This window comes from Streptomyces flaveolus, from assembly GCF_000716535.1.
Lineage (GTDB): Bacteria > Actinomycetota > Actinomycetes > Streptomycetales > Streptomycetaceae > Streptomyces > Streptomyces flaveolus_A.
On record NZ_JNWV01000032.1, the window covers coordinates 43,540 to 66,539 of the forward strand.

Below are 23,000 nucleotides of genomic sequence, written 5' to 3' on the forward strand. Positions count from 1 at the left end.
CGTCCCGCCGGCTCAGCTCAGCGCGGGCTGGGGGCTGGAGGGCGCGGACGGAGGCGCCGGCGGGCCGTCACCGCTCGGCTGGGCCGTCCCCGCGTTCTGGTGGAGGGCGTTGAACTCGGCCACGTTCCGCAGGTGCGTGTTGTAGTCCGCGGTGAAGCGGGTGTCCCCGGGGGCGATCGTGACGAAGTACAGCCAGTCGCCCGGCGTGGGGTTGAGCGTGGCGCGCATCGCGTCCTCGCCGGGGTTGTCGATCGGCGTGGGCGGCAGTCCCATGCGCTGGTGGGAGTCGTACGGGCTCTCCGCCTGGGTGTCGCTCTGGCTGGTGTCGGCGGTGTTGCGGTTCATGGCGTAGTGGAGGGTCGAGTCCATCTGCAGCGGCATTCCGCTGTTCAGCCGGTTGAAGATCACCCGGGCGATCTTCCCCATGTCCGCCTTCGTCGCGGCCTCGGCCTGGACGATGCTGGCGATGGTGACCGCCTGGTAGACGTTCATCGCGTTGCGCTGGGCCCCGGCCGCGACGGGTGCGCCGTTGAACTTCTGGTCCGCGGTGTCGATCATGAGTTGCAGCATGGACTGGGGCGTCGCTCCCTTCCGGACGGGATACGTCGCCGGGAAGAGATAGCCCTCCGGGTTGCCCCCGGCCTCGTTCGGCAGTTTCAGGGCGGCCTTGCCGAGTGAGGATCGGGTGCTGCCCGGGGGCAGCTTGAGCGCCTTGTCGATCGCGTCGTAGATCTGACTGGCGCGCCAGCCCGCCCGGATGACCAGCGTGGCGGGTTTTGCCTGGTCGCTGCCGGTCGCCAGCGTCAGCAGCGGCACCGCCACGGCGGTGCCGGCCATGACGGCGCCGGCCACGAGGACGGCGAGTCTGCCGCGGCGTGTCAGGCGGGTCCTGCTCCGTGACGGAGTGTTCGTCTGCATGCGGGCACGGTAATACGCATATCCTCACAAACCCGGCATATGTTCAGCTTGTCGGCCGCAGTCGTGTGTTCAGTTCACGGGTTGCAGTTGCGCGTCCCGGCGCACCAGGGCCGCGTACCGGCCGTCCCGCTCCAGGAGTTCCTCGTGCGTGCCGCGTTCGGCGACCCGTCCGGAGTCCAGCACCACGATCTGGTCGGCGCCGCGGATCGTGGACAGGCGGTGCGCGATGGTGATCGTCGTGCGGTCGGCCGACAGCGCGTCTATGGCCTCCTGGACGGCGGCTTCCGTGCGGGTGTCGAGCGCGCTCGTCGCCTCGTCCAGGATGAGGACCGGCGGGTCGCGCAGGATGGTGCGGGCGATCGCGAGGCGCTGCTTCTCGCCGCCGGAGAAGCGGTGACCGCGTTCGCCGACGACGGTGTCGTAGCCGTCGGGCAGCGCGGCTATGTGGTCGTGGATCTGGGCCGCCTTGGCCGCCGCGTGCAGTTCCTCGTCGGTGGCGTCGGGTTTGGCGAAGCGCAGGTTGTCGGCGACCGAGGCGTGGAAGAGGTACGTCTCCTGCGAGACGACGCCGACCGCGCGGGCGAGGGTGTCGAAGTCGAGGTCGCGGACGTCGACGCCGTCCAGGGTCACGCGGCCACCGGTGACGTCGTACAGGCGGGGCACCAGATAGCCGAGCGTGGACTTCCCGGCGCCGGTCGGGCCGACGACGGCGAGGCTGCCGCCGGCCGGCACGGTGACGTCGACGCCGTCGAGCACGGGGCCGCCCTTGTCGTCGTAGCGGAACTCGACGTCCTCCAAGCGGACTTCGCCCTTGATCGTGTCGAGGTGGACCGGCCGCTCGCGCTCGGTGATGTCGACGGGCAGGTCCAGATACTCGAAGATGCGCTGGAAGAGCGCCAGCGAGGTCTGGATCTGCACGCCGGTCGCGAGCAGGCTCACCGCCGGGCGGAACAGGCCCTGCTGGAGCGAGACGAAGGCGACGATGGTGCCGAGGGAGACCTCGGGGCCGCCGAACCGCAGGGCGAGGCCGGCGGTCCAGTAGATGACGGCGGGCATCGCGGCCATGACGATCGAGATCACGGCCATGCGCCAGCGCCCGGCCATGTTCGACCGCACCTCCAGGTCGACCAGGCTCTCGGACTCCTCGGCGAAGGACGCCGTCAGCGAGTCGGAGCGGCCCATGGTGCGGCCGAGCAGGATGCCGCTGACCGAGAGCGACTCGGTGACCGTGGCCGCCATCGCGGCCATCTGTTTCTGCCGCTGGGTGGTGATCTTCTTGCGTTCGTTGCCGACGCGGCGGCTGATCCACACGAACACCGGCAGCAGGAGCAGGGAGACGATCGTCAGCCGCCAGTCCAGGGCGACCATCGCGACGATCGTGGCGACCACGCTGGTGGCGTTGGACACCAGGGAGGTGGCGGTGGAGGTGACGGTGGCCTGCATGCCACCGATGTCGTTGGCGATGCGGGACTGCACCTCGCCGGTGCGGGTGCGGGTGAAGAAGGCCAGCGACATGCGCTGCAGACGGCCGAAGACCGCGGTGCGCAGGTCGTGCATGACCCGCTGGCCGACGGTGGTCGAGATCAGGGTCTGCAGCACGCCGAAGACGCCGCCCAGGACGGCGCTGAGGATCATGCCGAGCGCGAGCAGGCTCAGCAGGCCGGTGCGGCCCTGCGGGATCGCGACGTCGAGCGTTTCCTTCAGCAGGAACGGCGTGGCCACCGAGACCAGCGACGAGGCGCCGACGAGCAGGCCGACGATCGCCAGCCGCCCGCGGTAGGGACGGAAGAGCCGCAGGATGCGGCGCACCTGCCGGGGCTGTTCGCCGGCGTCGGCAGGTGGGGTCCAGGAAGGTTCACGGTCGGGGTGCATGGGCTCCTACGGGGCGAGCGGGCGCCGGTCAGGGGTCGGCCGACGACAACGGAACGGATCATAGCTCATTGTTACCTATACTCACAATGAACGGCATCCTGATATTGTTCCCGCATGACCACCCCCGATCCCGACGGCCTGCTCGCCGAGCAGTTGCTGCGGCTCACCCGCCGGGTGCACCGCATCCAGAAGCGCCATCTGGAACAGCGTGACCTGGGCGTCACCCCGGCGCAGTCCCGGCTGCTGCGCACCCTCGCGCACTACGGCTCACCTCCGCGCATGGCCGACCTCGCCGAGCGCCTGGAGGTCGTGCCCCGCGCGGTGACGACGCTGGTGGACGGGCTGGAGGCGAGCGGCAAGGTACGGCGGGCGCCGGACCCCGCGAACCGGCGCGTGACCCGGATCGAGCTGACGGACGAGGGGCGCGCGACCCTTAGCGAACTGCGCGGGGCCCGCCGCTCGGCGGCCGAGGAGATACTGGCGCCGCTCACGGAGAAGGAGCGCCAGGTGCTCGGCGTCCTGCTGGACACCCTGATCGACGGGGACGCCGCCCAGCGCTGCTGAACGGCGACGGCCCTCGTCCGCCTCCGGCTGGACGGCGCCCCCTCCAGCCCAGCCCCGCGGATCAGCCCGCGGGGGGGCGCCTCGCACCACCCGCCTCAGCAGCGGCTGCGGTCCTCCGTCAGCACCCCCTGAACCGTCGTCAGCGAACGGTCGTAGCAGCCGTCCGGGCCGAGGAGACGGTAGCGCTCGGCCGATGTGCCGACCGCGTGCCGCTGGTCGCGCGGGACGTTGACCGTGTACGTCGCGTCGCCGGTGTAGGTGTCGTCCAGCCGTGACCACGCGGTGCGCCGGCCGCCTTCGCGTGTCACCGCCGAGGCCCGGTCGCCGAGGGTCAGCACGGTGCGCAGCCGGTCGTCCGCGCCCAGCGTCGTCGCGCCGTTCATGGTGTACGTCCGGTGCGTGCGGGTCGTCCGCGCGGGGCCGTGGCCGGCGACACCGACCTCCTCGTCGTCGGTCCAGGTCGCGTCGAGCCCGTCCACCGCCTCGCCGTCGGTCCAGCGGTGGACGGCGGTGTGGGCGAGGGTCCGGGTGACGGTGGTGGTCACGCGGCCGTGCGAGGTGTCCAGGTACCCGGAGACGGTGAGCCGGTGCCCTGCCCCGGTGCGTACGCGGTTCTCCGCGCCGGGGGTGAAGGTGGAGGAATCGGCGAGGTCGCTCGCCTTGTCCTCGGTGAGCGCGCCCGGCACGCGGGCACGGTGCGCGTCCTGCCAGACGAGCACGTTCACCGGCGCGCTCCAGCCCGGCTGTCCCGCGGGCACGCCGACGACGGACACCTCCACGCGGTGCGGGCGGCCGTCGTTGAGGAGGCCGGCGAAGGGCGTGAGGTCGTACTCGATCGGCCGGACGTCGAAGGCGCGCGGGGCCGGGACGACGTACCAGAGGAAGGGGTTGGACCAGCCGCCCGTCCAGACGTTCGGGAACGGCGCCGCGATACCGGCGAGCCGGCCGTCGACGCTGATCTGCACCTCGCGGTACGGGCCGCGGTCGGCCTTGCACGAGTACGGCGCCGGGTCGGCGACGGTCAGGTACCAGAACTCCTCGCACCCACCGCCCGAGCCGGTCGCGTACACCTCGGCGACGACGCGTTCGCTGTTGCGCGGGGTGGTGAGGGTCGTACCGGTGGGCGTGTCGGCGAGGGTGATGACGCGGTCGGGGGCGGGAGCCGTGGGGCGTCCCGCGTAGAAGGTCAGCGTGACGTGGACGTCGATGACACCGGTGTACGTGTCGTCCACGACGTTGCCGATCAGCATCTCGACGTCCTGAGCGGCCCGGAACGTGTCGCTGTAGCGGGTGACGTCCTTCTCGACGTGCCACGCGATCCCGTCGGGCGAGGGCTCCGGCGTGGAGGTGCGCAGGATCTCGACGCCGCCGACGTGCAGATAGCCGAGCCGGTCGTACTGACGGCCCTTCACCTTGCCGTCGAGGCGCAGGACCACCTTGCTCCAGCGGTCGCCGCAGCCCTCGGGGGGTGTGTACGCGCCCCGGTAGGGCGTGAAGTCACCGAACTGGGCCTCGGCGAGGGTGACCTGGCAGGACTTGGTGTGGGGCCGGTCGACGGGTGGTGCCGCGGTCACCGGGTCATGCCAGTCGGTGCCGAACTCGGCGGGTGCACCGGCCGCTCGGGCGGCGGGGGTTCCCGTGCCGAAGAGCGCGCTCACCACGAGGGTCGCCCCGGCGAGCATGGACATGACGATCCGTCTTCTCATGCCCGGTGTTCTACGGGCAGACGGACCGCGCCGCAATGACGCCTCGGACGGATCGGCACGATGAGGCCGGTCGCCGCACGGCACCGGGCGAACACCCAGCGAAGGAACATTTGGTGATATAAACGGATCTTACTGGCATAGTGCGGTCATGGAGATCACCAAGGGGTCAGACGAGGAATCCGCACACCAGGAACCCCGGCAGAAGCGCCCCCGCCATGCCCTCCGCACCCGTCGCGCGACGCTGGCCCTCACCCTCGCCGGAGCGGGCGCGTTGACCGGTACCGCGGTCTTCGCCGGCATGCTGCCGCACGGAGCCGACGGCACGCCGGCCCCCGGTCCGGCCGCCTCGTCGGGCCCGCCCCCGGCCCCCGGCGCACCGGGCATCGGCGACCCGCTCATGCCGCTCGCCGGCAACGGCGGCTACACCGTCCGCCGTTACACCCTCGATTTCGACTGGCGGGCACCCCGCACGCCCTTCGAGGCCGCCGCCACCGTCCACGCCACCGCCACACAGGCCCTGTCCCGCTTCGACCTGGACTTCGCCGGCAACGCGCTGCACCACGTCACCGTCGACGGCGTGCCGGCCACCGCGAGGCGCGACGGCGACGAACTCGTCGTCACTCCCGCACGACCGATCGCCCGCGGCAGCGCGTTCACCGTCCGCGTCGCCTACACCGCCGATCCGACGCAGGGACGGCACCGCGACGACGCGATCCAGGACTACGGCTGGGTGCCCACCTCCGACGGCACCGTCGTGTGCGCGCAGCCCGACGGCGCCCGCATGATCTTCCCGGCGAACGACCACCCGAGCCTGCGGGCACCGGTCACGTTCCACATCACCACCCCGCCGGGGCTCAGTGCGGTGGCCAACGGCCGGCTCGTCGGCACCGTCCGGCGACCCGACGGCCGGACCCGGTGGACGTACGACTCCGAGCATCCCCTCGCGGCACAACTGGTCCAGCTGGCGATCGGGAAGTTCACCTTCGTCGACAGCAGAGGTCCGCGCGGGCTGCCCGTCCGGGACGTGGTCCCAGACGGCCTGGTCACCGACACCGAGGAGTACCGCTCGCTCACCCCGGACCATCTGGCCTGGCTGGAACGGCGGCTCGGCCCGTACCCGTTCCGCCGCTACGGCGTGCTCGTCGGGGACACCGATCTGCCGGTGGCGCTGGAGACCCAGTCGCTCTCCGTCCTGCCGCGGGACGACCTGCTGGGCGACCGGGTCGACGCCGAACGCAACCTCGTCCACGAGCTGACCCACCATTGGACGGGTGACAGCGTCGCCATCCGGCGCTGGTCCGACCTGTGGCTGAGCGAGGGGCACGCCCGTTTCTACGAACGCCTGTACTCCGACGAGCACGGCGGCGTGAGCATGGAGTCGGTGATGCGGTCGGCGTACGAGCAGCACGACCAGTGGCGGCACGACGAAGGGGCACCCGCCGAGCCCACCGACGCCACGCTGTTCAAGGTGATGCGGTACGACGGCTCGGCGCTGGTGCTGTTCGCGCTGCGGGAGAAGGTCGGCGCGGAGACCTTCGAGAAGATCGAGCGCGCCTGGGTGACCGAGTACCGGGGCCGTACGGCCGGCACCCGGGACTTCGTCACGCTCGCGTCCCGGGTCGCCGGTGAGGACCTGACGCCGTTTCTGAATCCGTGGCTGTACGGCGCGCACACCCCGCCCATGCCGGGCCACCCCGACTGGCAGGTGGACCCGGTCGAGGACTGAGCCCCCGCGGTCGTGCGTGGTTGCCCCAGGCAGCCGAGTCACTGCCGCCGACCGGGTGGCCTGCACCGGACCGCTGGTCCACCCCGGTGACGTTCGCCACGACACGGCGCCCGGGGCACGGAAACGTACAAGGGGTGGCGCTACGGGCAACTCCTTTGTCCTGGTGCGGTCGAGCGTGGTTGGGAGAGCCTCTGCGATGAGAAGAAATGTTTCTGCACATATCCCGGGTGCCATTCGGAGGTGCCGCCGTAAGGCTTGTGTGATCGCGGGGGCGGCTCTGCTGCCGCCGCTGCTGATCCTCCCGATGTCCGGCACCGACGATGCGGCGGACCAGCGCCTGGAGGACGCCTTCACCAACGCCGCCCGCGAGTTCCACGTGCCGCGCAGTGTGCTCATGAGCGTGTCCTACATGCAGTCGCGCTGGGACTCCCACCCGGGCACGCCCAGCGTCGCCGGTGGCTTCGGACCGATGCACCTGGTGGACACCGACCGCGTCCAGGCCTCGGCAGCGCCGTCCGCGCCGCAGGCACCGCTCGACGCCCAGGCCCGGCCCCAGACGGGCGCGGCGGGAACGCCCGCCAAGCCCGCCGCGGGTACCTCGGCGGGCCACGCCGTGCAGCCGGCGGACCTGCGGAACGCGGCACGCCTGATCCAGGTCCCGCCGGAACGCCTGCGCACGGACGCCGTCGCCAACGTCCGCGGCGGAGCGGCACTCCTGGCGGCCACGCAACGCCAGCTCGGCAAGCCCCTGAGCGCCGACCCGGCGGACTGGTGGGAGACGGTCGCACGCTTCCCGGGCACCCGTGACGTCGCGTCGGCCGCGGCCTACGCCGACGACGTCTTCGCCCTGATCCGGCGGGGAGCACACCGCACCACCGCCGAAGGACAGGACGTCGCGCTCCCCGCCACTCCCAGCCTTCAGCCGCACCCCCGCACCCCCCGGGCTCAGGGACCACAGCGGCCGAAGCAGGTCGAGTGCCCCGCCGAACTGGTCTGTGACTGGCTGGGGGCGCCGTACGAGGAGATCGACGACAGCGACTACGGCAACCACGACCTGGCCGACCGGCCCAGGGACCAGCCGATCGAGTACATCGTCATCCACGACACCGAGGCCGAGCTGCCGAGCATGCTCCAGACGGTGCAGGACCCGACGGAGTCGTCGTGGCACTACTCGATCCGCTCCAGCGACGGCCATGTCACCCAGCACGTCAGGACCAAGGACGAGGCCTGGCACTCCGGCAGCCAGTTCGTGAACGCCCGCTCGATCGGGATCGAGCACGAAGGGTTCCTCACGCAGCCCGGGACCTGGTACACGGAGCGGATGTACCAGTCCTCGGCGCGCCTGGTGCGGTACCTCGCGCAGAAGTACGGCATCCCGCTCGACCGGCAGCACATCTTCGGCCACGACAATGTACCCGCGCCGACCGCCGACACCATCCCCGACATGCACGACGACCCCGGTCCTTTCTGGGACTGGCGGCACTACTTCGACCTCCTCGGCGCACCGCTGAAGGCCACGGCGGGACCGGACAGCGACATGGTGACGATCCTGCCGGACTTCGCCCAGCACAAGCCCGAGTACACGGGATGCGGCGGCAGCGGCAAACCGTGCCCGCCGCACGGCTCCAGCGCCGTCCGCCTGTACACCGAACCGGACGAGAAGGCCCCGCTGATCCAGGACCCGGGCCGCAAGCCCGACGGCGACGACTCCACGAAGGACGTCAACGACCTGGGATCTCGCGTCTCCACCGGCCAGACGTTCGCCGTCGCCGACCGCAGCGGCGACTGGACGGCGATCTGGTTTCAGGGCCGCAAAGCGTGGTTCAAGAACCCCAAGAAGCACCCGACCGCCGTCGGTGCGAGCGGACGCATGGTCACACCGAAGGAAGGTCTGGACGAGATCCCGGTGTACGGCCGTGCCCTCCCCGAGGAGGAGGCCTACCCGGAGGACATCGACGGGCCGGCCGAGTCGCCGCTCCCGTACCCCGTCCTGGCGGGGCAGCGGTACGTGACCCAGGCCGGCGTCGGCAGTTCCTACACCGCCAAGTCCTTCAGCGACACGCCCAACCCGGTGGTGTGGGGCCGCGAGAGGTACTACGAGATCCAGCTCGGCCACCGGCTCGCGTACGTCCGGGCCAGCGACGTGGACGTGATCAACTCGTCCGGCGCGGCAGGACCGCAGGGACAGAAGGCCGCCCGGCCGGGCGAGCGCTGACGTCGCGCGAGCCGGGATCCGGCTCCCGCGCGCGGGGGCCGCGGCTCGGCGCCTTCACCGGGCCGTGAGCGGGAACTCCATGACCTCCTCGGAGCCGCTGACGCAGCCGAGGTGCCGCTGCCGTGGTCCATGTGGGACCGGATGCCGCCGCCCTTGTCCTCCCCCAGGGGGACGGGGTCGCGCGGCAGGGTGCCGTTGCGGCCGTCGCAGTCGATGGCGAGGTCGGCCGCGGGGACGGAGGGACGGGTCGGCCGTGGGGACCGAGGGACGGGTCGGCCGCGGGGACGGAGAGACGGGTCGGCCGTGGGACCGAGGGACGGCGGGGTCCGTGCGGCCTGGCCGTGGGCACCCCGCGCGCCGTGCGTCGTAGTGGTCGTGCGGCGGGCGGACAGTGCCCGGAGGGTTCCGACGGCCGTCCCCGTGACCGTCATACGGCGCGCGGGTCCTTTCCGGCAATCCACGTGTCGGGGGGCAGGCTGCGCGCGGGGTGATACGGCCGCGCCGCGCGTGCCAGGCGGGGTGACGTGTGCCTGCCGGAACGACGGGTCCTGGCCGGAACTCGGCGAATTGCGCGGGGCCGGGAGAAAACCGTTTGAAATTCCCCACTCTGCGACGCGAACCTTTCACGGCTTGTCGTCGCTCACCGCGACGTTCCGCTCCTTCCCTGCCCTTGACACGAGCCACTGGGACGTCATGCAGATTCAAGACCTTCCGTATCCCGATCCGGGCGTGCCGGACGCGCGTTCGGGTCCCCGATTCCTGTGGTGGCTCTGGCGCAACCAGCTGGGCGGGCAGCTGAAGTCGCTCGCCTGGGGCCTGCTGCACTTCGTCTCCGTCTCCGCGCTCCCCTTCTGCGTCGGCCTCGCCGTGCAGGCGGCCGTCGACCGCTCCGGCACCCGGCTCGCCCTGACGGGTGGTCTGATGCTGGTGTGCGGAACCGGCATCGCCGTCGGCGACACCTTCCTGCACCGGACCGCCGTCACCAACTGGATCACCGCCGCCGCCCGCATCCAGCAGCTGCTGGCGCGCAAGGCCGCCCAGCTCGGCTCCGCCCTGACCCGGCGGGTGGCCGCCGGCGAGGTGGTGGCCGTGTCCACCGGCGACGTGGAGAAGATCGGCTGGTTCGTCGAAGCCGTCTCCCGGTTCACCGCGGCCGCGCTCACGGTCCTGGTCGTCTGCGTCAGCCTGCTCGTGTACCAGCCCGCGCTCGGCGTGGTCGTCGCCGTGGGCGTGCCGGTCGTGGCCCTCGCGGTACTGCCGCTGCTGCCCCGGGCGACGCGCCGCGCCGACGTGCAGCGCGAGAAGGCGGGACGGGCCACCGAGCTGGCCTCCGACACCGTCGCCGGCCTGCGGGTGCTGCGCGGCATCGGCGGCGAGGAACTGTTCCTCGACCGCTACCGCCGGGCCTCGCAGGAGGTACGGCACGCCGCCGTGCGCAGCGCCCGGATGTGGTCGCTGATCTCCGCCGTCCAGGTGCTGCTGCCCGGCCTGCTGCTGATCGCCGTCGTCTGGCACGGCATCAACCTGGCCCGCCAGGGCCGGATCACGATCGGTGAACTCGTCACGGTCTACAGCGCCGTCATGGTCCTGAACTACCCGCTGCGGCACTTCGAGGAGATCGCCATGGCGTACTCCTTCTCCCGCCCCTCGGCCAAACGCGCCGCGCGCGTGCTGTCGCTGGAGCGGTCCACGGCCACCGACGGCACCCGCACGGCGGAGGTGCCGGGCGGCGACCTGTACGACCCCGCGACCGGTCTGCTCGCTCCCGCCGGCCGGTTCACCGCCGTCGTCTGTGGTGACCCGGACGCGGCGGGCAGGCTCGCCGAACGGCTGGGCGGCCACCCCACGGAGCCGGGCCGGTCGGCGCTGCTCGGCGGCGTCCCCCTGGACGAACTCCCCCTCGACAGCGCCCGCACCGCCGTCCTCGTCCAGGACAAGGACCCGGTACTCCTCTCCGGCACGCTGCGCGAACTGCTCGACGTACCCGCCTCCGGTGCCGTACGGGCCGAGGACGCGCTGGCGGCAGCGCAGTGCGAGGACGTGCTGGACGCGCTCGTGCAGGGTTCGCTGGACGCGGCCGACCCGATGGACGCCCGCATCACCGAGCGCGGACGCTCACTGTCCGGCGGCCAGCGGCAGCGGCTCGCCCTCGCCCGGTCGCTCGTCACCGATCCGGAGGTACTGGTGCTGGACGAACCGACCTCCGCGGTCGACTCGCACACCGAGGCCCGGATCGCGGACGGGCTGCGCCGGCTGCGGTCGGGGCGGACGACGGTGGTGTTCACCTCCTCCCCGCTGCTGCTCGACCGCGCGGACCGGGTCGCCCTGGTCCACGAGGGCGAGGTGGTGGCGGTGGGCGAGCACCGCGAACTCATCGACGGCGAGCCGCGGTACCGAGCCGTGGTGACCCGGGAGACCGACGAGGAACTGGCCGCGGCCGACGACGGCGACAGCTTGCTGCTGGACGCGTTCCAGGAGCTGGAAGAGATCGAGGAGAGCGCATGATCGGCGTTGCGCCACCGGCGTACGACCCGGCGGCCCCGACGACCGCCACCACCCTGCCCGTCGGCGCCGCCGCGACCGTACGCGCCTACGTCACCGAGCTGTTCCGCCGGCACCGCCGGGCCTTCCTGCTGCTCATCGCCGTCAACACGGTGGCCGTGGTCGCCTCCATGGTGGGCCCGTACCTGCTCGGCGGCCTGGTCGAGCGGGTGACGGACGAGGACAGGGACCTTCATCTCGGCCTCACCGCCGGGCTGTTCGTCCTCGCGCTGGCCGTACAGACCGGGTTCGTCCGGCAGGTGCGGCTGCGGGGCGCCATGCTCGGCGAGCGGATGCTGGCCGACCTGCGCGAGGACTTCCTCGTGCGGTCCGTCGGACTGCCGCCGAGCGTGCTGGAAAGGGCGGGCACCGGTGACCTGCTCTCCCGCATCACGACCGACATCGACCGCCTGTCCAACGCCATGCGCGAGGCCGTGCCACAGCTGGCCATCGGTGTCGTGTGGGCCCTGCTGCTGCTCGGCGGGCTGGTCGTGACGGCCCCGCCGCTGGCCGCCGCCGTACTGCTCGCCGTCCCGGTCCTGGTGGCCGGCTGCCGCTGGTACTTCAAGCGGGCTCCGTCCGGCTACCGCTCGGAAGCCGCCGGGTACGCCGCCGTCGCCGCCGCTCTCGCCGAGACCGTGGACGCGGGCCACACCATCGAGGCACACCGCCTCGGCGCCCGTCGCGTGGCCCTGTCGGAGCGGCGGATCAAGGAATGGACGGCATGGGAGCGCTACACCCTGTGGCTGCGCTCCGTGCTCTTCCCGGTCATCAACACCGTCCACCTCCTCGTGCTCGGTTCGGTCCTCATGGTCGGCGGCTTCTTCGTCCTGCACGGCTGGATCGGCGTCGGCCAGCTCACCACGGGCGCGCTCATCGCGCAGATGCTCGTCGACCCCGTGAACCTGATCCTGCGCTGGTACGACGAGGTGCAGGTCGCCCAGGTGTCGCTGGCCCGGCTGGTCGGTGTCCGGGACATCGAGCCGGCGGCCGGGGAGGCCGCGCTGGCCCCCGACGGACGGGTCGTGCATGCCGACCGGGTGCACTTCGGCTACCGCGAGGGCGTCGACGTGCTGCGCAAGGTCTCCCTGGAGGTCGCGCCGGGCACCCGGCTCGCCCTCGTCGGCCCGTCCGGCGCGGGCAAGTCCACGCTGGGCAGGCTGCTCGCCGGGATCTACGCGCCCCGGGACGGCCGGGTCACTCTGGGCGGGGCGGAGCTGTCCCGGATGCCCGCGGAACGCGTCCGCTCGCACGTCGCCCTCGTCAACCAGGAGCACCACGTCTTCGTGGGCTCCCTGCGCGACAACCTTCTGCTGGCGCGCGCCGGCGCGACGGACGCCGAGCTGTGGGCGGCCCTCGGCGCGGTCGACGCGGACGGGTGGGCGCGGGCACTGGACGACGGCCTGGACACCGAGGTGGGCTCCGGCGGTCTGGCGCTGACCCCGGCGCAGGCCCAGCAGATCGCGCTGGCCCGGCTGGTGCTGGCCGATCCGCACACGCTGGTCCTGGACGAGGCGACCTCGTTGCTCGACCCGCGCGCGGCCCGCCATCTGGAACGCTCCCTGGCGCGTGTCCTCGACGGCCGCACCGTCGTCGCCATCGCCCACCGTCTGCACACCGCCCATGACGCCGATGTGATCGCCGTCGTCGAGAACGGCCGCATCAGCGAGCTGGGCAGCCACGAGGAGCTGGTCGCGGCTGAGGGCGCGTACGCGGCGCTGTGGCGGTCTTGGCACGGGTGAAATCGGGGTGACAGGGGTCGGGACGAGGGGGTGACTGCGCCGGAAGGGGCGGTGGCGGGGTAGCTGGGGCCGCTGGGTCGGTGGCTGCGGCTGCGCTGTCGCGGTGGACAGGGTGGCTGGGCGGGCGCGGCCGGCGAGGCTCGCTGGGTCGGCGGAGCGGGCTTGATTGCCGCGGTCGGCTCGACCAACTCGGTCGGTTGGGCGGGCCTGGTCGGGTCGGCTCGGTCGGGTCGGCGTGGTCCGCTCGGCCCACTCGGTCTGCTTGATCAGCTCGGGCGGCTTGATCAGCTCGGCCCGCTCGGTCCGCTTGATCAGCTCGGGCGGCTTGATCAGCTCGGTCCGCTCGGTCCGCTTGATCAGCTCAGGCGGCTTGATCAGCTCGGTCCGCTCGGTCCGCTTGATCAGCGGGACCGACCTGATCAGCTCGGTCCGCTCGCCCGGCTTGATCGGCTCGACCCAGTTGCTTCCCTCGGCCGGATCGGCCGGTGGCGACGCCCGCCCTCGCCGACAGGGAAACCGTCCTAGCCGGCGGGGTCCCGGACACCGGGTCCGGCGACCGTCAGGTTGCCGGGACCGGGCACCGGTCGGTCCGGCCGGGTCCCCGTGCGCGGGCGCGCGGCCCCGTCGGGACGCGTGCCGTTGCGCGGTCCCGAACAGGGGTGGAAGGCTGGAAAGCGGCACCGGCTGGGGGCGTGCCCGGGAACCTGGCGGTTTCCGGTGTGTCCCCGTGCCGTGCGTGCCGACGGCCCGTCGCCCACTGGGACGGCACCGGGCCGTCCTCACCACCTGGAGGTAGTCGTGGACACGGACGGCTGGGGGGACGACGTCTACCAGCCCGATCCCTCGGAGATCCGGGAGGACTCGGGGGTGCTCGACGTCGAGGACACACTGGATTTCGACGGCGTCGCCGACCCTCTCGACCGCGGCTGGTCCCCTCCCGAGCGGCCGTGGGCGGTCGAGCACACCGGCGTGACGGCGGCCGAACGCCAGGCGGGCGAGACCCTCGACCAGCGGCTCGCCGAGGAGCAGCCGGACCTCGCCGCTCCCGACGGCGACGGCATCGGTGACTGCGACGGCACGGATGGCGAGCTTCTGGACAACGAGGTCGGCAATTTCCGCTCCGGCCGCCTGGTGGCTCCCGACGAGGGTGCCCACGAGGACGACGAGGCCGCCCTCGTCGCGACCGACGTCGGCATCGACGGTGCCGCAGCCTCCGCCGAGGAGGCCGCGATGCACATCGTCGACGAGGACTCCCTCCCCGGCTGAGCCGGACCCGTCGGCCGCTCCCGCCCCGAGCGCCCCGCACAAGGAGCCGCCATGCAGCAGGACAAGCACCCCGACTACCACCCCGTGGTCTTCCGTGACCGCGCCGCCGGCTACGCCTTCCTGACCCGGTCCACCGCACGGAGCGAGCAGACCATCGAGTGGGACGACGGCCAGACCTACCCGGTGATCGACGTGGAGATCTCCTCGGAGAGCCACCCCTTCTACACGGGCAAGGCCCGCACCGTCGACACCGAGGGCCGCATCGCCCGCTTCGAGCGCCGGTACGGCGCTGCCGACGCCGACGAGGCGACCTGACCCGGAGGGCTCCCCCACCCCCGCGGGCTCCCTCAGATCACGTTGAGGGCCGCGGCGCAGCCCGCTCCCCCGAGCAGCATGAACGCCGGCATCAGCACCTTCAGCTCGACCCAGCTGCCCGCCCGGAACCGCATCGCCTTCGGCGGCCCCACCGGGTACCAGCGCTTGCGGCCGATCGGGATCGGCCACAGGATCGGACAGCCGGACACCGTCAGCGCATCCCCGATGTCGTGCACCAGCGCACCGAGCACGATCGGCAGCCCCAGCCAGAGGTACTCCTGCCCGGGCGCGGTGAACAGCCAGTCGGAGCCGTTGCCCGGCTTGTCCAGCACTCCGGCCAGGATCCACGCACTGGTCGCCGCCAGCAGCCAGACCAGGACATCGCTGCTGGAGCCCCGCGCAGCCCGCCACAGCAGACCTTCGATGGCGAGCACCATGTGCGCGAACAGGATCGCCAGCACCGCCCAGCGGCCTCCCATGATGGCCGCGGCCGAGCAGCCGGCGCCGATCAGGACCGCCCACAGCCAGGTGTGCGTCAGCGTGCGGTGACCGCCGGAGCGGCGCGGGTCGCCCTGCTTCCTGGTGGCCTTGTAGACCGCGTACGACAGCTTGTCCACGATCTCGCAGAGCCAGCGGGAGACCGGGCCGAAGGCGCGGGAGATGGTGGCGGCCTTGTGGTCGAGGTCCGGGGCGAGTGCGGCTCCGGCGCAGATCAGGGCGCCGGAGAGGAGGACCGGCCAGGGCATCGGGTGTCCGGCCGCCGCGGTGGCGGCTCCGACGCCGAGCCAGGCCGCGGCCCCCGACAGTGAGTGTGCTGGTCCCATCATGGCCGCTTCCCGCCCCATTCCTCGTATGCCGCTGACCAGTTGACCTGGTGCGCTGACGCCGCGTCGGCGACACAGCGTAGCGGTCGTGATCTTCGCATCCGCAGCCGATTCCCCGCTCGGGCGGAAGGCCAGGCAAGATGGGGGCGTGACCCTCATCGATCAGTTGCCGCCGACCGCCGACCCCGACGCCCTGTACGAAGCCTTCGAGTCGTGGGCGCAGGAGCGCGGCCTCACCCTCTACCCCCACCAGGAGGAGGCGCTGATCGAGGCGGTCTCGGGGGCGAACGTGATCGTCTCGACGCCCACCGGCTCCGGCAAGAGCATGATCGCCGCGGGCGCGCACTTCGCGGCGCTGGCCCGGGACGAGGTCACCTTCTACACGGCACCGATCAAGGCCCTGGTGTCGGAGAAGTTCTTCGAGCTGTGCAAGCTCTTCGGCACCGAGAACGTCGGCATGCTCACCGGTGACGCCTCCGTGAACGCCGACGCGCCCGTCATCTGCTGCACCGCCGAGGTGCTGGCGTCGATCGCGCTGCGCGACGGCAAGCACGCGGACGTCGGCCAGGTCGTCATGGACGAGTTCCACTTCTACGCCGAGGGCGACCGCGGCTGGGCCTGGCAGATTCCGCTGCTGGAACTGCCACAGGCGCAGTTCATCCTGATGTCGGCCACTCTGGGCGATGTGTCCTTCTTCGAGAAGGACCTCACCCGCCGCACCGGCCGCCCCACCTCGGTGGTCCGTTCGGCGACCCGCCCGGTGCCCCTCTCCTACGAGTACAAGCTGACCCCGCTCACCGAGACGCTCACCGACCTGCTGGAGAGCAAGCAGGCACCGGTGTACATCGTGCACTTCACACAGGCGCAGGCCGTGGAGCGGGCGCAGGCGCTCATGAGCATCAACATGTGCTCGCGCGAGGAGAAGGACCAGATCGCCGAGTTGATCGGCAACTTCCGCTTCACGACCAAGTTCGGCCGCAACCTCTCCCGTTACGTCCGGCACGGCATCGGCGTGCACCACGCCGGCATGCTGCCCAAGTACCGGCGCCTGGTGGAAAAGCTCGCCCAGGCCGGTCTGCTGAAGGTCATCTGCGGCACGGACACGCTCGGCGTGGGCGTCAATGTGCCGATCCGCACCGTGCTGTTCACCGCGCTGACCAAGTACGACGGCAGCCGGGTGCGCACGCTGCGGGCCCGGGAGTTCCACCAGATCGCGGGCCGGGCCGGCCGGGCCGGCTTCGACACGGCGGGACTCGTGGTCGCGCAGGCGCCGGAGCACGTCATCGAGAACGAGAAGGCGCTGGCGAAGGCGGGCGACGACCCGAAGAAGCGGCGCAAGGTGGTGCGAAAGAAGGCACCGGAGGGCTTCGTCGGCTGGACGGAGAACACCTTCCAGAAGCTGATCGAATCGGAGCCGGAGCCGCTGACCTCGCGATTCCGGGTGACGCACACGATGCTGCTGTCGGTGATCGCCCGGCCGGGCAACGCGTTCGAGGCGATGCGCCACCTGCTGGAGGACAACCACGAGCCGCGCCGGCAGCAGTTGCGGCACATCCGCCGGGCGATCGCGATCTACCGCTCGCTGCTGGACGGCGGGATCGTGGAGAAGCTGGACAAGCCGGACGCCGAGGGCCGCATCGTCCGGCTCACCGTCGACCTCCAGCAGGACTTCGCGCTGAACCAGCCGCTGTCCACCTTCGCCCTGGCCGCGTTCGAACTCCTCGACCCCGAGTCGCCGTCCTACGCGCTCGACATGGTCTCCGTCGTCGAATCCACCCTGGACGATCCCCGGCAGATCCTCGTCGCCCAGCAGAACAAGGCGCGCGGCGAGGCCGTGGCCGCGATGAAGGCGGACGGCGTCGAGTACGAGGAGCGCATGGAGCGCCTCCAGGACGTCACGTACCCGAAGCCGCTGGAAGAGCTGCTCTTCCACGCGTACAACACCTACCGCAAGAGCCACCCGTGGGTCGGCGACCATCCGCTGTCGCCGAAGTCGGTGGTCCGGGACATGTACGAGCGAGCGCTGTCCTTCACCGAGCTGGTGTCCTTCTACGAGCTGGCCCGCACCGAGGGCATCGTGCTGCGCTACCTCGCCAGCGCCTACAAGACCCTGGACCACACCATCCCGGACGACCTGAAGTCCGAGGACCTGCAGGATCTGATCGAGTGGCTGGGCGAGATGGTGCGCCAGGTGGACTCCAGCCTGCTGGACGAGTGGGAGCAGCTCGCCAACCCGGAGGAGATGACCGCCGAGGAGGCCCAGGAAAAGGCGGACGAGGTCAAGCCGGTCACCACCAACGCCCGCGCCTTCCGCGTCCTGGTCCGCAACGCCATGTTCCGCCGCGTGGAGCTTGCCGCCCTGGACCAGGTCGAGGAACTGGGCGAGCTGGACGCCGAGTCCGGGTGGGACGCCGAGGCGTGGGGCGAGGCGATGGACAAGTACTGGGACGAGTACGACGACCTCGGCACCGGGCCCAACGCCCGCGGGCCCAAGCTGCTCGTCATCCACGAGGAGCCGGAGAACGGCCTCTGGCGCGTCCGCCAGATCTTCGACGACCCGAACGGCGACCACGACTGGGGCATCAGCGCGGAGATCGACCTCGCGGCCTCCGACGCCGAGGGGCGTGCGGTCGTCCGCGTCACCGATGTCGGCCAGCTGTGAGCCGTCCCCGGCCAGTGGCAAGCCAAGGAGAATCCCACCGATGACGAATCCGGCCGAGAGACTGGTCGACCTCCTCGACCTGGAGCAGATAGAGGTCAACATCTTCCGTGGCCGCAGCCCGCAGGAGTCCCTGCAGCGGGTCTTCGGCGGCCAGGTGGCGGGCCAGGCGCTGGTCGCCGCCGGCCGCACCACGGACGGCGAGCGCCCGGTGCACTCGCTGCACGCGTACTTCCTGCGTCCGGGCCGCCCGGGCGTGCCGATCGTGTACCAGGTCGAGCGGGTCCGCGACGGGCGCTCCTTCACCACACGCCGGGTCACGGCCGTGCAGCAGGGTCGCACGATCTTCAATCTGACCGCCTCCTTTCACAAGCCTGAGGAAGGACCGTTCGAGCACCAGCTGCCGCCGGCCCGCGAGGTGCCGGACCCCGAGTCGCTGCCGACGGTGTCCGAGGAGATCCGCAAGCATCTGGGGGCCTTGCCGGAGCAGTTGGAGCGGATGGCGCGCCGCCAGCCGTTCGACATCCGGTACGTCGACCGGCTGCGCTGGAACGCCGAGGAGATCGAGGGCGCCGAGCCGCGCAGCGCCGTGTGGATGCGCGCGGTCGGCCCGCTCGGCGACGACCCGCTGGTCCACACGTGCGCGCTGACCTACGCCAGCGACATGACCCTCCTGGACGCGGTACGCCTCCCGGTGGAGCCCCTGTGGGGGCCGCGCAACTTCGACATGGCCTCGCTGGACCACGCCATGTGGTTCCACCGGCCGTTCCGCGCGGACGAGTGGTTCCTGTACGACCAGGAGTCGCCGATCGCCACCGGCGGGCGCGGGCTGGCCCGTGGGCGCATCTACGACCTGAAGGGACGGTTGCTCGTCTCGGTCGTGCAGGAGGGCCTGTTCAGGGCCCTGTAGCACCTGGCGGCGAAGGCGGGGACAGGGCCGGTTGTGGGCCCTGTAGCACCTGGCGACGACGGTGGGACCGGCTGTTCAGACCCGTGCGGGCCGTGGCGGCCGTGCGCTTCTCCGCCGCAGCCAGGCCCGCAGACCGCGGGAGGAAGGCGGCGTAGCGGGCTGCGCCGGCTCGTGGTCGCGAGGGACCGGTGACACCGCCGGCCGCACGGCCGACTCCCGGGGAACGACGTACAACTCCCTGGACCGCCCCCGCGACTCGGGGTGCCGCACGACCGGCTCCGTGGGCGCTGCCGCCGCCTCCATGAGCTGTGCCGCCACCGGCTTGGGAAGCCGCGTGCGCATCTCAAGGACGCGGGGTCCAGACTCGGGGGTCCGCGTCGCCTCCCGCTGATGGCGTGTCACCGACTCCGGGAGCGCTGTCGTCGTCGCCTCCAAGGACGGTGTCGCCCCGCGCACCGGCTCCGGGGACGGTGCACCCGACTTCGAAGGCGGCGCCGTCGACTCCAGGGACCGTGCTGCCGACTCCCACGGCCTCGTGGCCTCTTCCCTGGGCCGGGTGACCGTCCGTGCCATCGGCGGGATGGGCCGTGCGGCCGCTCGCATCGCCGGCGGAACCCGCTGAGCGGCCGGGCGCGGGGCCGGCGAGACGTCGCGGGCCTCGTCGACCGAGCGCGCCAACTCGCTGCGCAGCCAGCCGACCTCGTCCGCGTCCTGCGCCGTCGTGATGCGCTCGGCAAGGTGGGCGGAAGGAGACCCGGGAACACCGTGTCCCGGTGGCACGGGCCGGAACCGGCTCAGGTGGGCACGCTCGTAAGGGTCCTTGACCACGTCGGCGACCTCGACGGGCGCGAGGAAGGCGGCCAGGGCTCCGGCGCGGGCCCACGGGTCGTCGGCCTGCCGCAGCAGGAATCCGACCTGGCGTGCGCGCCAGTTGCGTGCCCGCAGATCCACTCCGGCCGCCAGCTGGCCCCGCAATGTCTCGGGCGTACGCCCCTTGAGCAGGTGCGCGTGCTCCGGGCTCGCCGTGAACTGGTGCAGTTCTTCCGCGAGATAGAGCCAGACCACGGCCCGATACCGGTTCAAGTAGAACTTGACGGGCACGAGCAGGCCCAGGCGGGCGAGCCGGGTGAACCGGCCGGCCGGGATCTCCATGAGGGCGGCACCCTCGGCCGTACCCACGACCCGAACCCGCTCGCGAAGTGACTCGGGGAAGCCGTGCTGTGCGCGGAGGCGCTCGATCTCCGCGTGCGCCACGCGCCGGCCTCCTCCCCCGCCCTCGTCGGGCACGGTCCGGATGCGGCCGAGTTGGACAGCGAGGTCGAACTCGACTCGCCTGAGCCCCAGTTCGCGAGCGGCGCGGCTCGGCGTGCAGGTACCGGGGCGGGTTGGGTCGAAGGTGCTTGCCGACATGGTCGTACTCCCCCGTGGAGTCGGTGGCTCACGCCTTGTGCGTTCGCCGTGCACTCACCGTAGCCGGTTGGTCGCAACTCGTGGCGATCCTGTGGATAACTGCACGGGGGCGGGAAAAGCGCCAGGTCACAGGTCTGTGGTGGGAGACCTCTCGGGTTTCCTGGCGTCGATGCGGAGGTGTTCGCCGACCCGGTTGACGAGCAGGGTCATCTCATAGGCGATCTGGCCGATGTCGACCTGGGCCCCGCTGAGTACGCACAGACAGCTGCCGGTGCCGGCCGCGGTCACGAACAGCACGGCGTCGTCGTACTCGATCATCGTCTGACGCACCCTGCCCGCGCCGAAGTGGCGTCCCGAGCCCTTGGCCAGGCTGTGCAGCCCGGATGCCACGGCGGCAAGGTGTTCGGCGTCCTCGCGGCGTAACCCCGTGCTCGCCGCGGTGACCAACCCGTCGTTCGACAGGACCAGTGCGTGGCGGACGTGGTCCACCCGCTCGGTCAGATCGTCCAGGAGCCAGCCGAGACCCTGGTTCTGCGTCATGTCCGTCTCCCCGTGTGATGTCTCCCCCTGGCTGGAGGAACTCCCCGCCAGCCTTCCCCACGACCGCCGTGCGGGCAAGGAGGATGGGCTCATGGCAGAGAAGATGACCGATGAGGAATGGCGGGCGTTCGTCCTGGACGGCACTCGCACCGGCAAGCTCTCCACCGTCCGCGCCGACGGGAGCCCGCATGTGGCTCCGATCTGGTTTCTGCTGGACGGGGACGAGTTGGTGTTCAACACCGGCAAGAACACGGCGAAGGGACGCAATCTGGCCCGTGACGGCAGGGTGGCCCTGTGCGTGGACGACGACCGTCCGCCGTTCCATTTCGTGGTGCTGAACGGCCGCGCCCGGTTGTCGGAGGATCTGGCCGAGGTGCGTCTGTGGGCGACCCGGATCGCCGCCCGTTACATGGGCGAGGACCGCGCCGAGGAGTACGGCGCCCGCAACGGCGTACCGGGTGAACTGCTCGTCCGCGTGACCATCGAGAACGTGCTGGCCATGCGGGACGTCGCGGCCTGAGCGACGGGTTCAGCCGACGGAGTCCAGCAGCCGGGCGGTGTGCATCCGCCCGGCGTACTCGACCAGCCTGATCAGCACTTCTTTGCCGGAGTCGCGGTCACGCGCGTCGCACAGCACCACGGGTGTGCCATGGTCGAGGTCGAGCGCCCGGCAGACGTCGTGGGCGCCGTAGGAGCGGGCACCCGTGAAGCAGTTGACGGCCACCACGAACGGGATGTGCCGGTGCTCGAAGTAGTCGACGGCCGGGAAGCAGTCCTCCAGTCGCCGGGTGTCCGCGAGGACAACGGCACCGAGGGCTCCCTGGGCGAGTTCGTCCCACAGGAACCAGAAGCGGTCCTGTCCCGGTGTGCCGAAGAGGTAGAGCGAGAGGCCGGAACGGATCGTGATGCGGCCGAAGTCCATGGCCACGGTGGTGGTGACCTTCTGGTCCACCCCGTCGGTGTCGTCCACCAGTTGGCCCGCTTCGCTGAGCAGTTCCTCGGTGCGCAGCGGCCGGATCTCGCTGACGGCCCCCACCAGGGTCGTCTTGCCGACGCCGAAACCACCGGCGACCAGTATCTTCAGCGCCAGGGCGGAGGTGTCGCCGACGGCGTCGGTGTGCTCGGAGACCATGATCACTTCTCTCGGGAGGGCCGGCCGCGGCCGGCGTCCGCGTGCTCCTGGGGTGAAGGCAGCATCATGACAACGGGGGTGCGGATCGGGGCGAGGGGACCGAAGTGCACCTGATCTGAGCGGCTGGGGCCAGATCGTCGGCGCAACGTGCCCGGATCGGACGGACCCTGACGCGGCCGGGCGTACAAGTGCTGACACGGCGAGGCGTACGGCGGTGTCCGGACATTCATCTACAGCGCTCGCAATCCCTCGATGACCTCGCGGAGAATCCGCTCGTCGGGCAGGTGCGCCGGGGGCACGGGGCGGCTGATGGTCACACAGCCGAGTTCCAGGAGGTCCCCGAGCAGCACCCTGACCACGCCGACCGGAAGGTCCGCGTCCGCGGCGAGTTCGGCGACGGACTGCGTCTCCGGGCGGCACAGGTCGATCAGGGTCCGGTGCTCGGGGCCGAGCGCGGTGTCGTCGTCGAGCGCCGGTGCTGCGGGGTCGAGGGTGACGAGTGCGATCAGGTCGAACCGCACTCCGGTGGGCCCGGGCTGGGTGCGGCCACCCGTCATGGCGTACGGGCGGACCAGAGGCCCGGCCTCGCCGTCGTACCACTGGCTGCCCGGCTCCCGGGGCTCGCCGTTCGTGTTCTCCGTCATCGGTGCCGCCTTCCCG

Annotated in this window: 17 protein-coding genes and 1 pseudogene; 10 read left to right on the plus strand and 8 right to left on the minus strand. The window is 71.5% G+C overall.

Going from position 1 to position 23,000, the window contains the following annotated elements:
* Window positions 1-12: 12 nt before the first annotated feature.
* Together mltG and OO52_RS31680 are read right to left on the minus strand one after the other, a co-directional pair.
* Window positions 13-918 carry an endolytic transglycosylase MltG gene (mltG, locus tag OO52_RS31675; protein WP_167347941.1) on the minus strand — a complete coding sequence of 302 codons (906 nt, stop codon included), beginning with the start codon at window positions 916-918 and terminating at the stop codon, window positions 13-15.
* A 69-nt stretch (window positions 919-987) separates the two neighbouring features.
* Window positions 988-2,790: an ABC transporter ATP-binding protein gene (locus OO52_RS31680; protein WP_030651167.1), complete on the minus strand. Its 1,803-nt coding sequence runs from the start codon at window positions 2,788-2,790 to the stop codon at window positions 988-990.
* 114 nt (window positions 2,791-2,904) lie between these two features.
* Between OO52_RS31680 and OO52_RS31685 the strand changes: the two genes are divergently transcribed.
* A complete protein-coding gene (locus OO52_RS31685; RefSeq protein ID WP_030651171.1) occupies window positions 2,905-3,354 on the plus strand; it encodes a MarR family winged helix-turn-helix transcriptional regulator in 450 nt (149 codons plus the stop codon).
* Between the two features lie 95 nt (window positions 3,355-3,449).
* Here the strand turns inward: OO52_RS31685 and OO52_RS31690 are convergent, their stop codons facing one another.
* Window positions 3,450-5,060 (minus strand): peptide-N4-asparagine amidase, encoded by a 1,611-nt coding sequence (locus OO52_RS31690; RefSeq protein WP_234339819.1) that lies wholly within the window; start codon window positions 5,058-5,060, stop codon window positions 3,450-3,452.
* 148 nt (window positions 5,061-5,208) lie between these two features.
* Between OO52_RS31690 and OO52_RS31695 the strand changes: the two genes are divergently transcribed.
* From OO52_RS31695 to OO52_RS31720, 6 genes are all read left to right on the plus strand, one after another.
* On the plus strand, window positions 5,209-6,786 hold the full coding sequence (locus tag OO52_RS31695) for a M1 family metallopeptidase (protein ID WP_234339820.1): 1,578 nt from the start codon (window positions 5,209-5,211) through the stop codon (window positions 6,784-6,786).
* A 259-nt stretch (window positions 6,787-7,045) separates the two neighbouring features.
* Window positions 7,046-9,001: an N-acetylmuramoyl-L-alanine amidase gene (locus OO52_RS31700; RefSeq protein ID WP_030651181.1), complete on the plus strand. Its 1,956-nt coding sequence runs from the start codon at window positions 7,046-7,048 to the stop codon at window positions 8,999-9,001.
* A 693-nt stretch (window positions 9,002-9,694) separates the two neighbouring features.
* A complete protein-coding gene (locus OO52_RS31705; protein WP_030651184.1) occupies window positions 9,695-11,506 on the plus strand; it encodes an ABC transporter transmembrane domain-containing protein in 1,812 nt (603 codons plus the stop codon).
* Entirely contained in the window at window positions 11,503-13,284 is a 1,782-nt protein-coding gene (locus OO52_RS31710) for an ABC transporter ATP-binding protein (protein WP_030651186.1), read from the plus strand. The genes OO52_RS31705 and OO52_RS31710 overlap by 4 nt, the downstream gene beginning before the upstream one ends.
* A gap of 798 nt (window positions 13,285-14,082) precedes the next feature.
* Window positions 14,083-14,550 (plus strand): DUF5709 domain-containing protein, encoded by a 468-nt coding sequence (locus OO52_RS31715; protein ID WP_030651189.1) that lies wholly within the window; start codon window positions 14,083-14,085, stop codon window positions 14,548-14,550.
* A gap of 51 nt (window positions 14,551-14,601) precedes the next feature.
* Complete coding sequence (locus OO52_RS31720) at window positions 14,602-14,865, plus strand: type B 50S ribosomal protein L31 (RefSeq protein WP_030651191.1); 264 nt, start codon at window positions 14,602-14,604, stop codon at window positions 14,863-14,865.
* A gap of 32 nt (window positions 14,866-14,897) precedes the next feature.
* On the opposite strand, the gene OO52_RS31725 is transcribed toward OO52_RS31720, so the two are convergent.
* A complete protein-coding gene (locus tag OO52_RS31725) occupies window positions 14,898-15,692 on the minus strand; it encodes a metal-dependent hydrolase (RefSeq protein WP_030651194.1) in 795 nt (264 codons plus the stop codon).
* A gap of 145 nt (window positions 15,693-15,837) precedes the next feature.
* On the opposite strand from OO52_RS31725, the gene OO52_RS31730 reads away from it, so the two are divergent.
* Both OO52_RS31730 and OO52_RS31735 read left to right on the plus strand, forming a co-directional pair.
* Entirely contained in the window at window positions 15,838-18,351 is a 2,514-nt protein-coding gene (locus tag OO52_RS31730) for a DEAD/DEAH box helicase (RefSeq protein WP_030651197.1), read from the plus strand.
* A 40-nt stretch (window positions 18,352-18,391) separates the two neighbouring features.
* Entirely contained in the window at window positions 18,392-19,258 is an 867-nt protein-coding gene (locus tag OO52_RS31735; protein ID WP_030651200.1) for an acyl-CoA thioesterase, read from the plus strand.
* Between the two features lie 573 nt (window positions 19,259-19,831).
* Here the strand turns inward: OO52_RS31735 and OO52_RS53115 are convergent.
* Window positions 19,832-20,668: pseudogene (locus OO52_RS53115) on the minus strand (DUF6397 family protein); the annotation flags it as partial.
* A 126-nt stretch (window positions 20,669-20,794) separates the two neighbouring features.
* Window positions 20,795-21,208 (minus strand): roadblock/LC7 domain-containing protein, encoded by a 414-nt coding sequence (locus OO52_RS31745; protein WP_030651205.1) that lies wholly within the window; start codon window positions 21,206-21,208, stop codon window positions 20,795-20,797.
* A gap of 91 nt (window positions 21,209-21,299) precedes the next feature.
* Between OO52_RS31745 and OO52_RS31750 the strand changes: the two genes are divergently transcribed.
* Window positions 21,300-21,728 carry a PPOX class F420-dependent oxidoreductase gene (locus OO52_RS31750; RefSeq protein ID WP_030651207.1) on the plus strand — a complete coding sequence of 143 codons (429 nt, stop codon included), beginning with the start codon at window positions 21,300-21,302 and terminating at the stop codon, window positions 21,726-21,728.
* Window positions 21,729-21,737: 9 nt separating this feature from the next.
* Here OO52_RS31750 and OO52_RS31755 read toward each other — a convergent pair whose 3' ends face one another.
* Both OO52_RS31755 and OO52_RS31760 read right to left on the minus strand, forming a co-directional pair.
* Window positions 21,738-22,340, minus strand: a complete 603-nt coding sequence (locus OO52_RS31755; RefSeq protein ID WP_030651209.1) for a GTP-binding protein — start codon at window positions 22,338-22,340, stop codon at window positions 21,738-21,740.
* A 230-nt stretch (window positions 22,341-22,570) separates the two neighbouring features.
* Complete coding sequence (locus OO52_RS31760) at window positions 22,571-22,984, minus strand: DUF742 domain-containing protein (protein WP_030651212.1); 414 nt, start codon at window positions 22,982-22,984, stop codon at window positions 22,571-22,573.
* Between the last annotated feature and the right edge of the window lie 16 nt (window positions 22,985-23,000).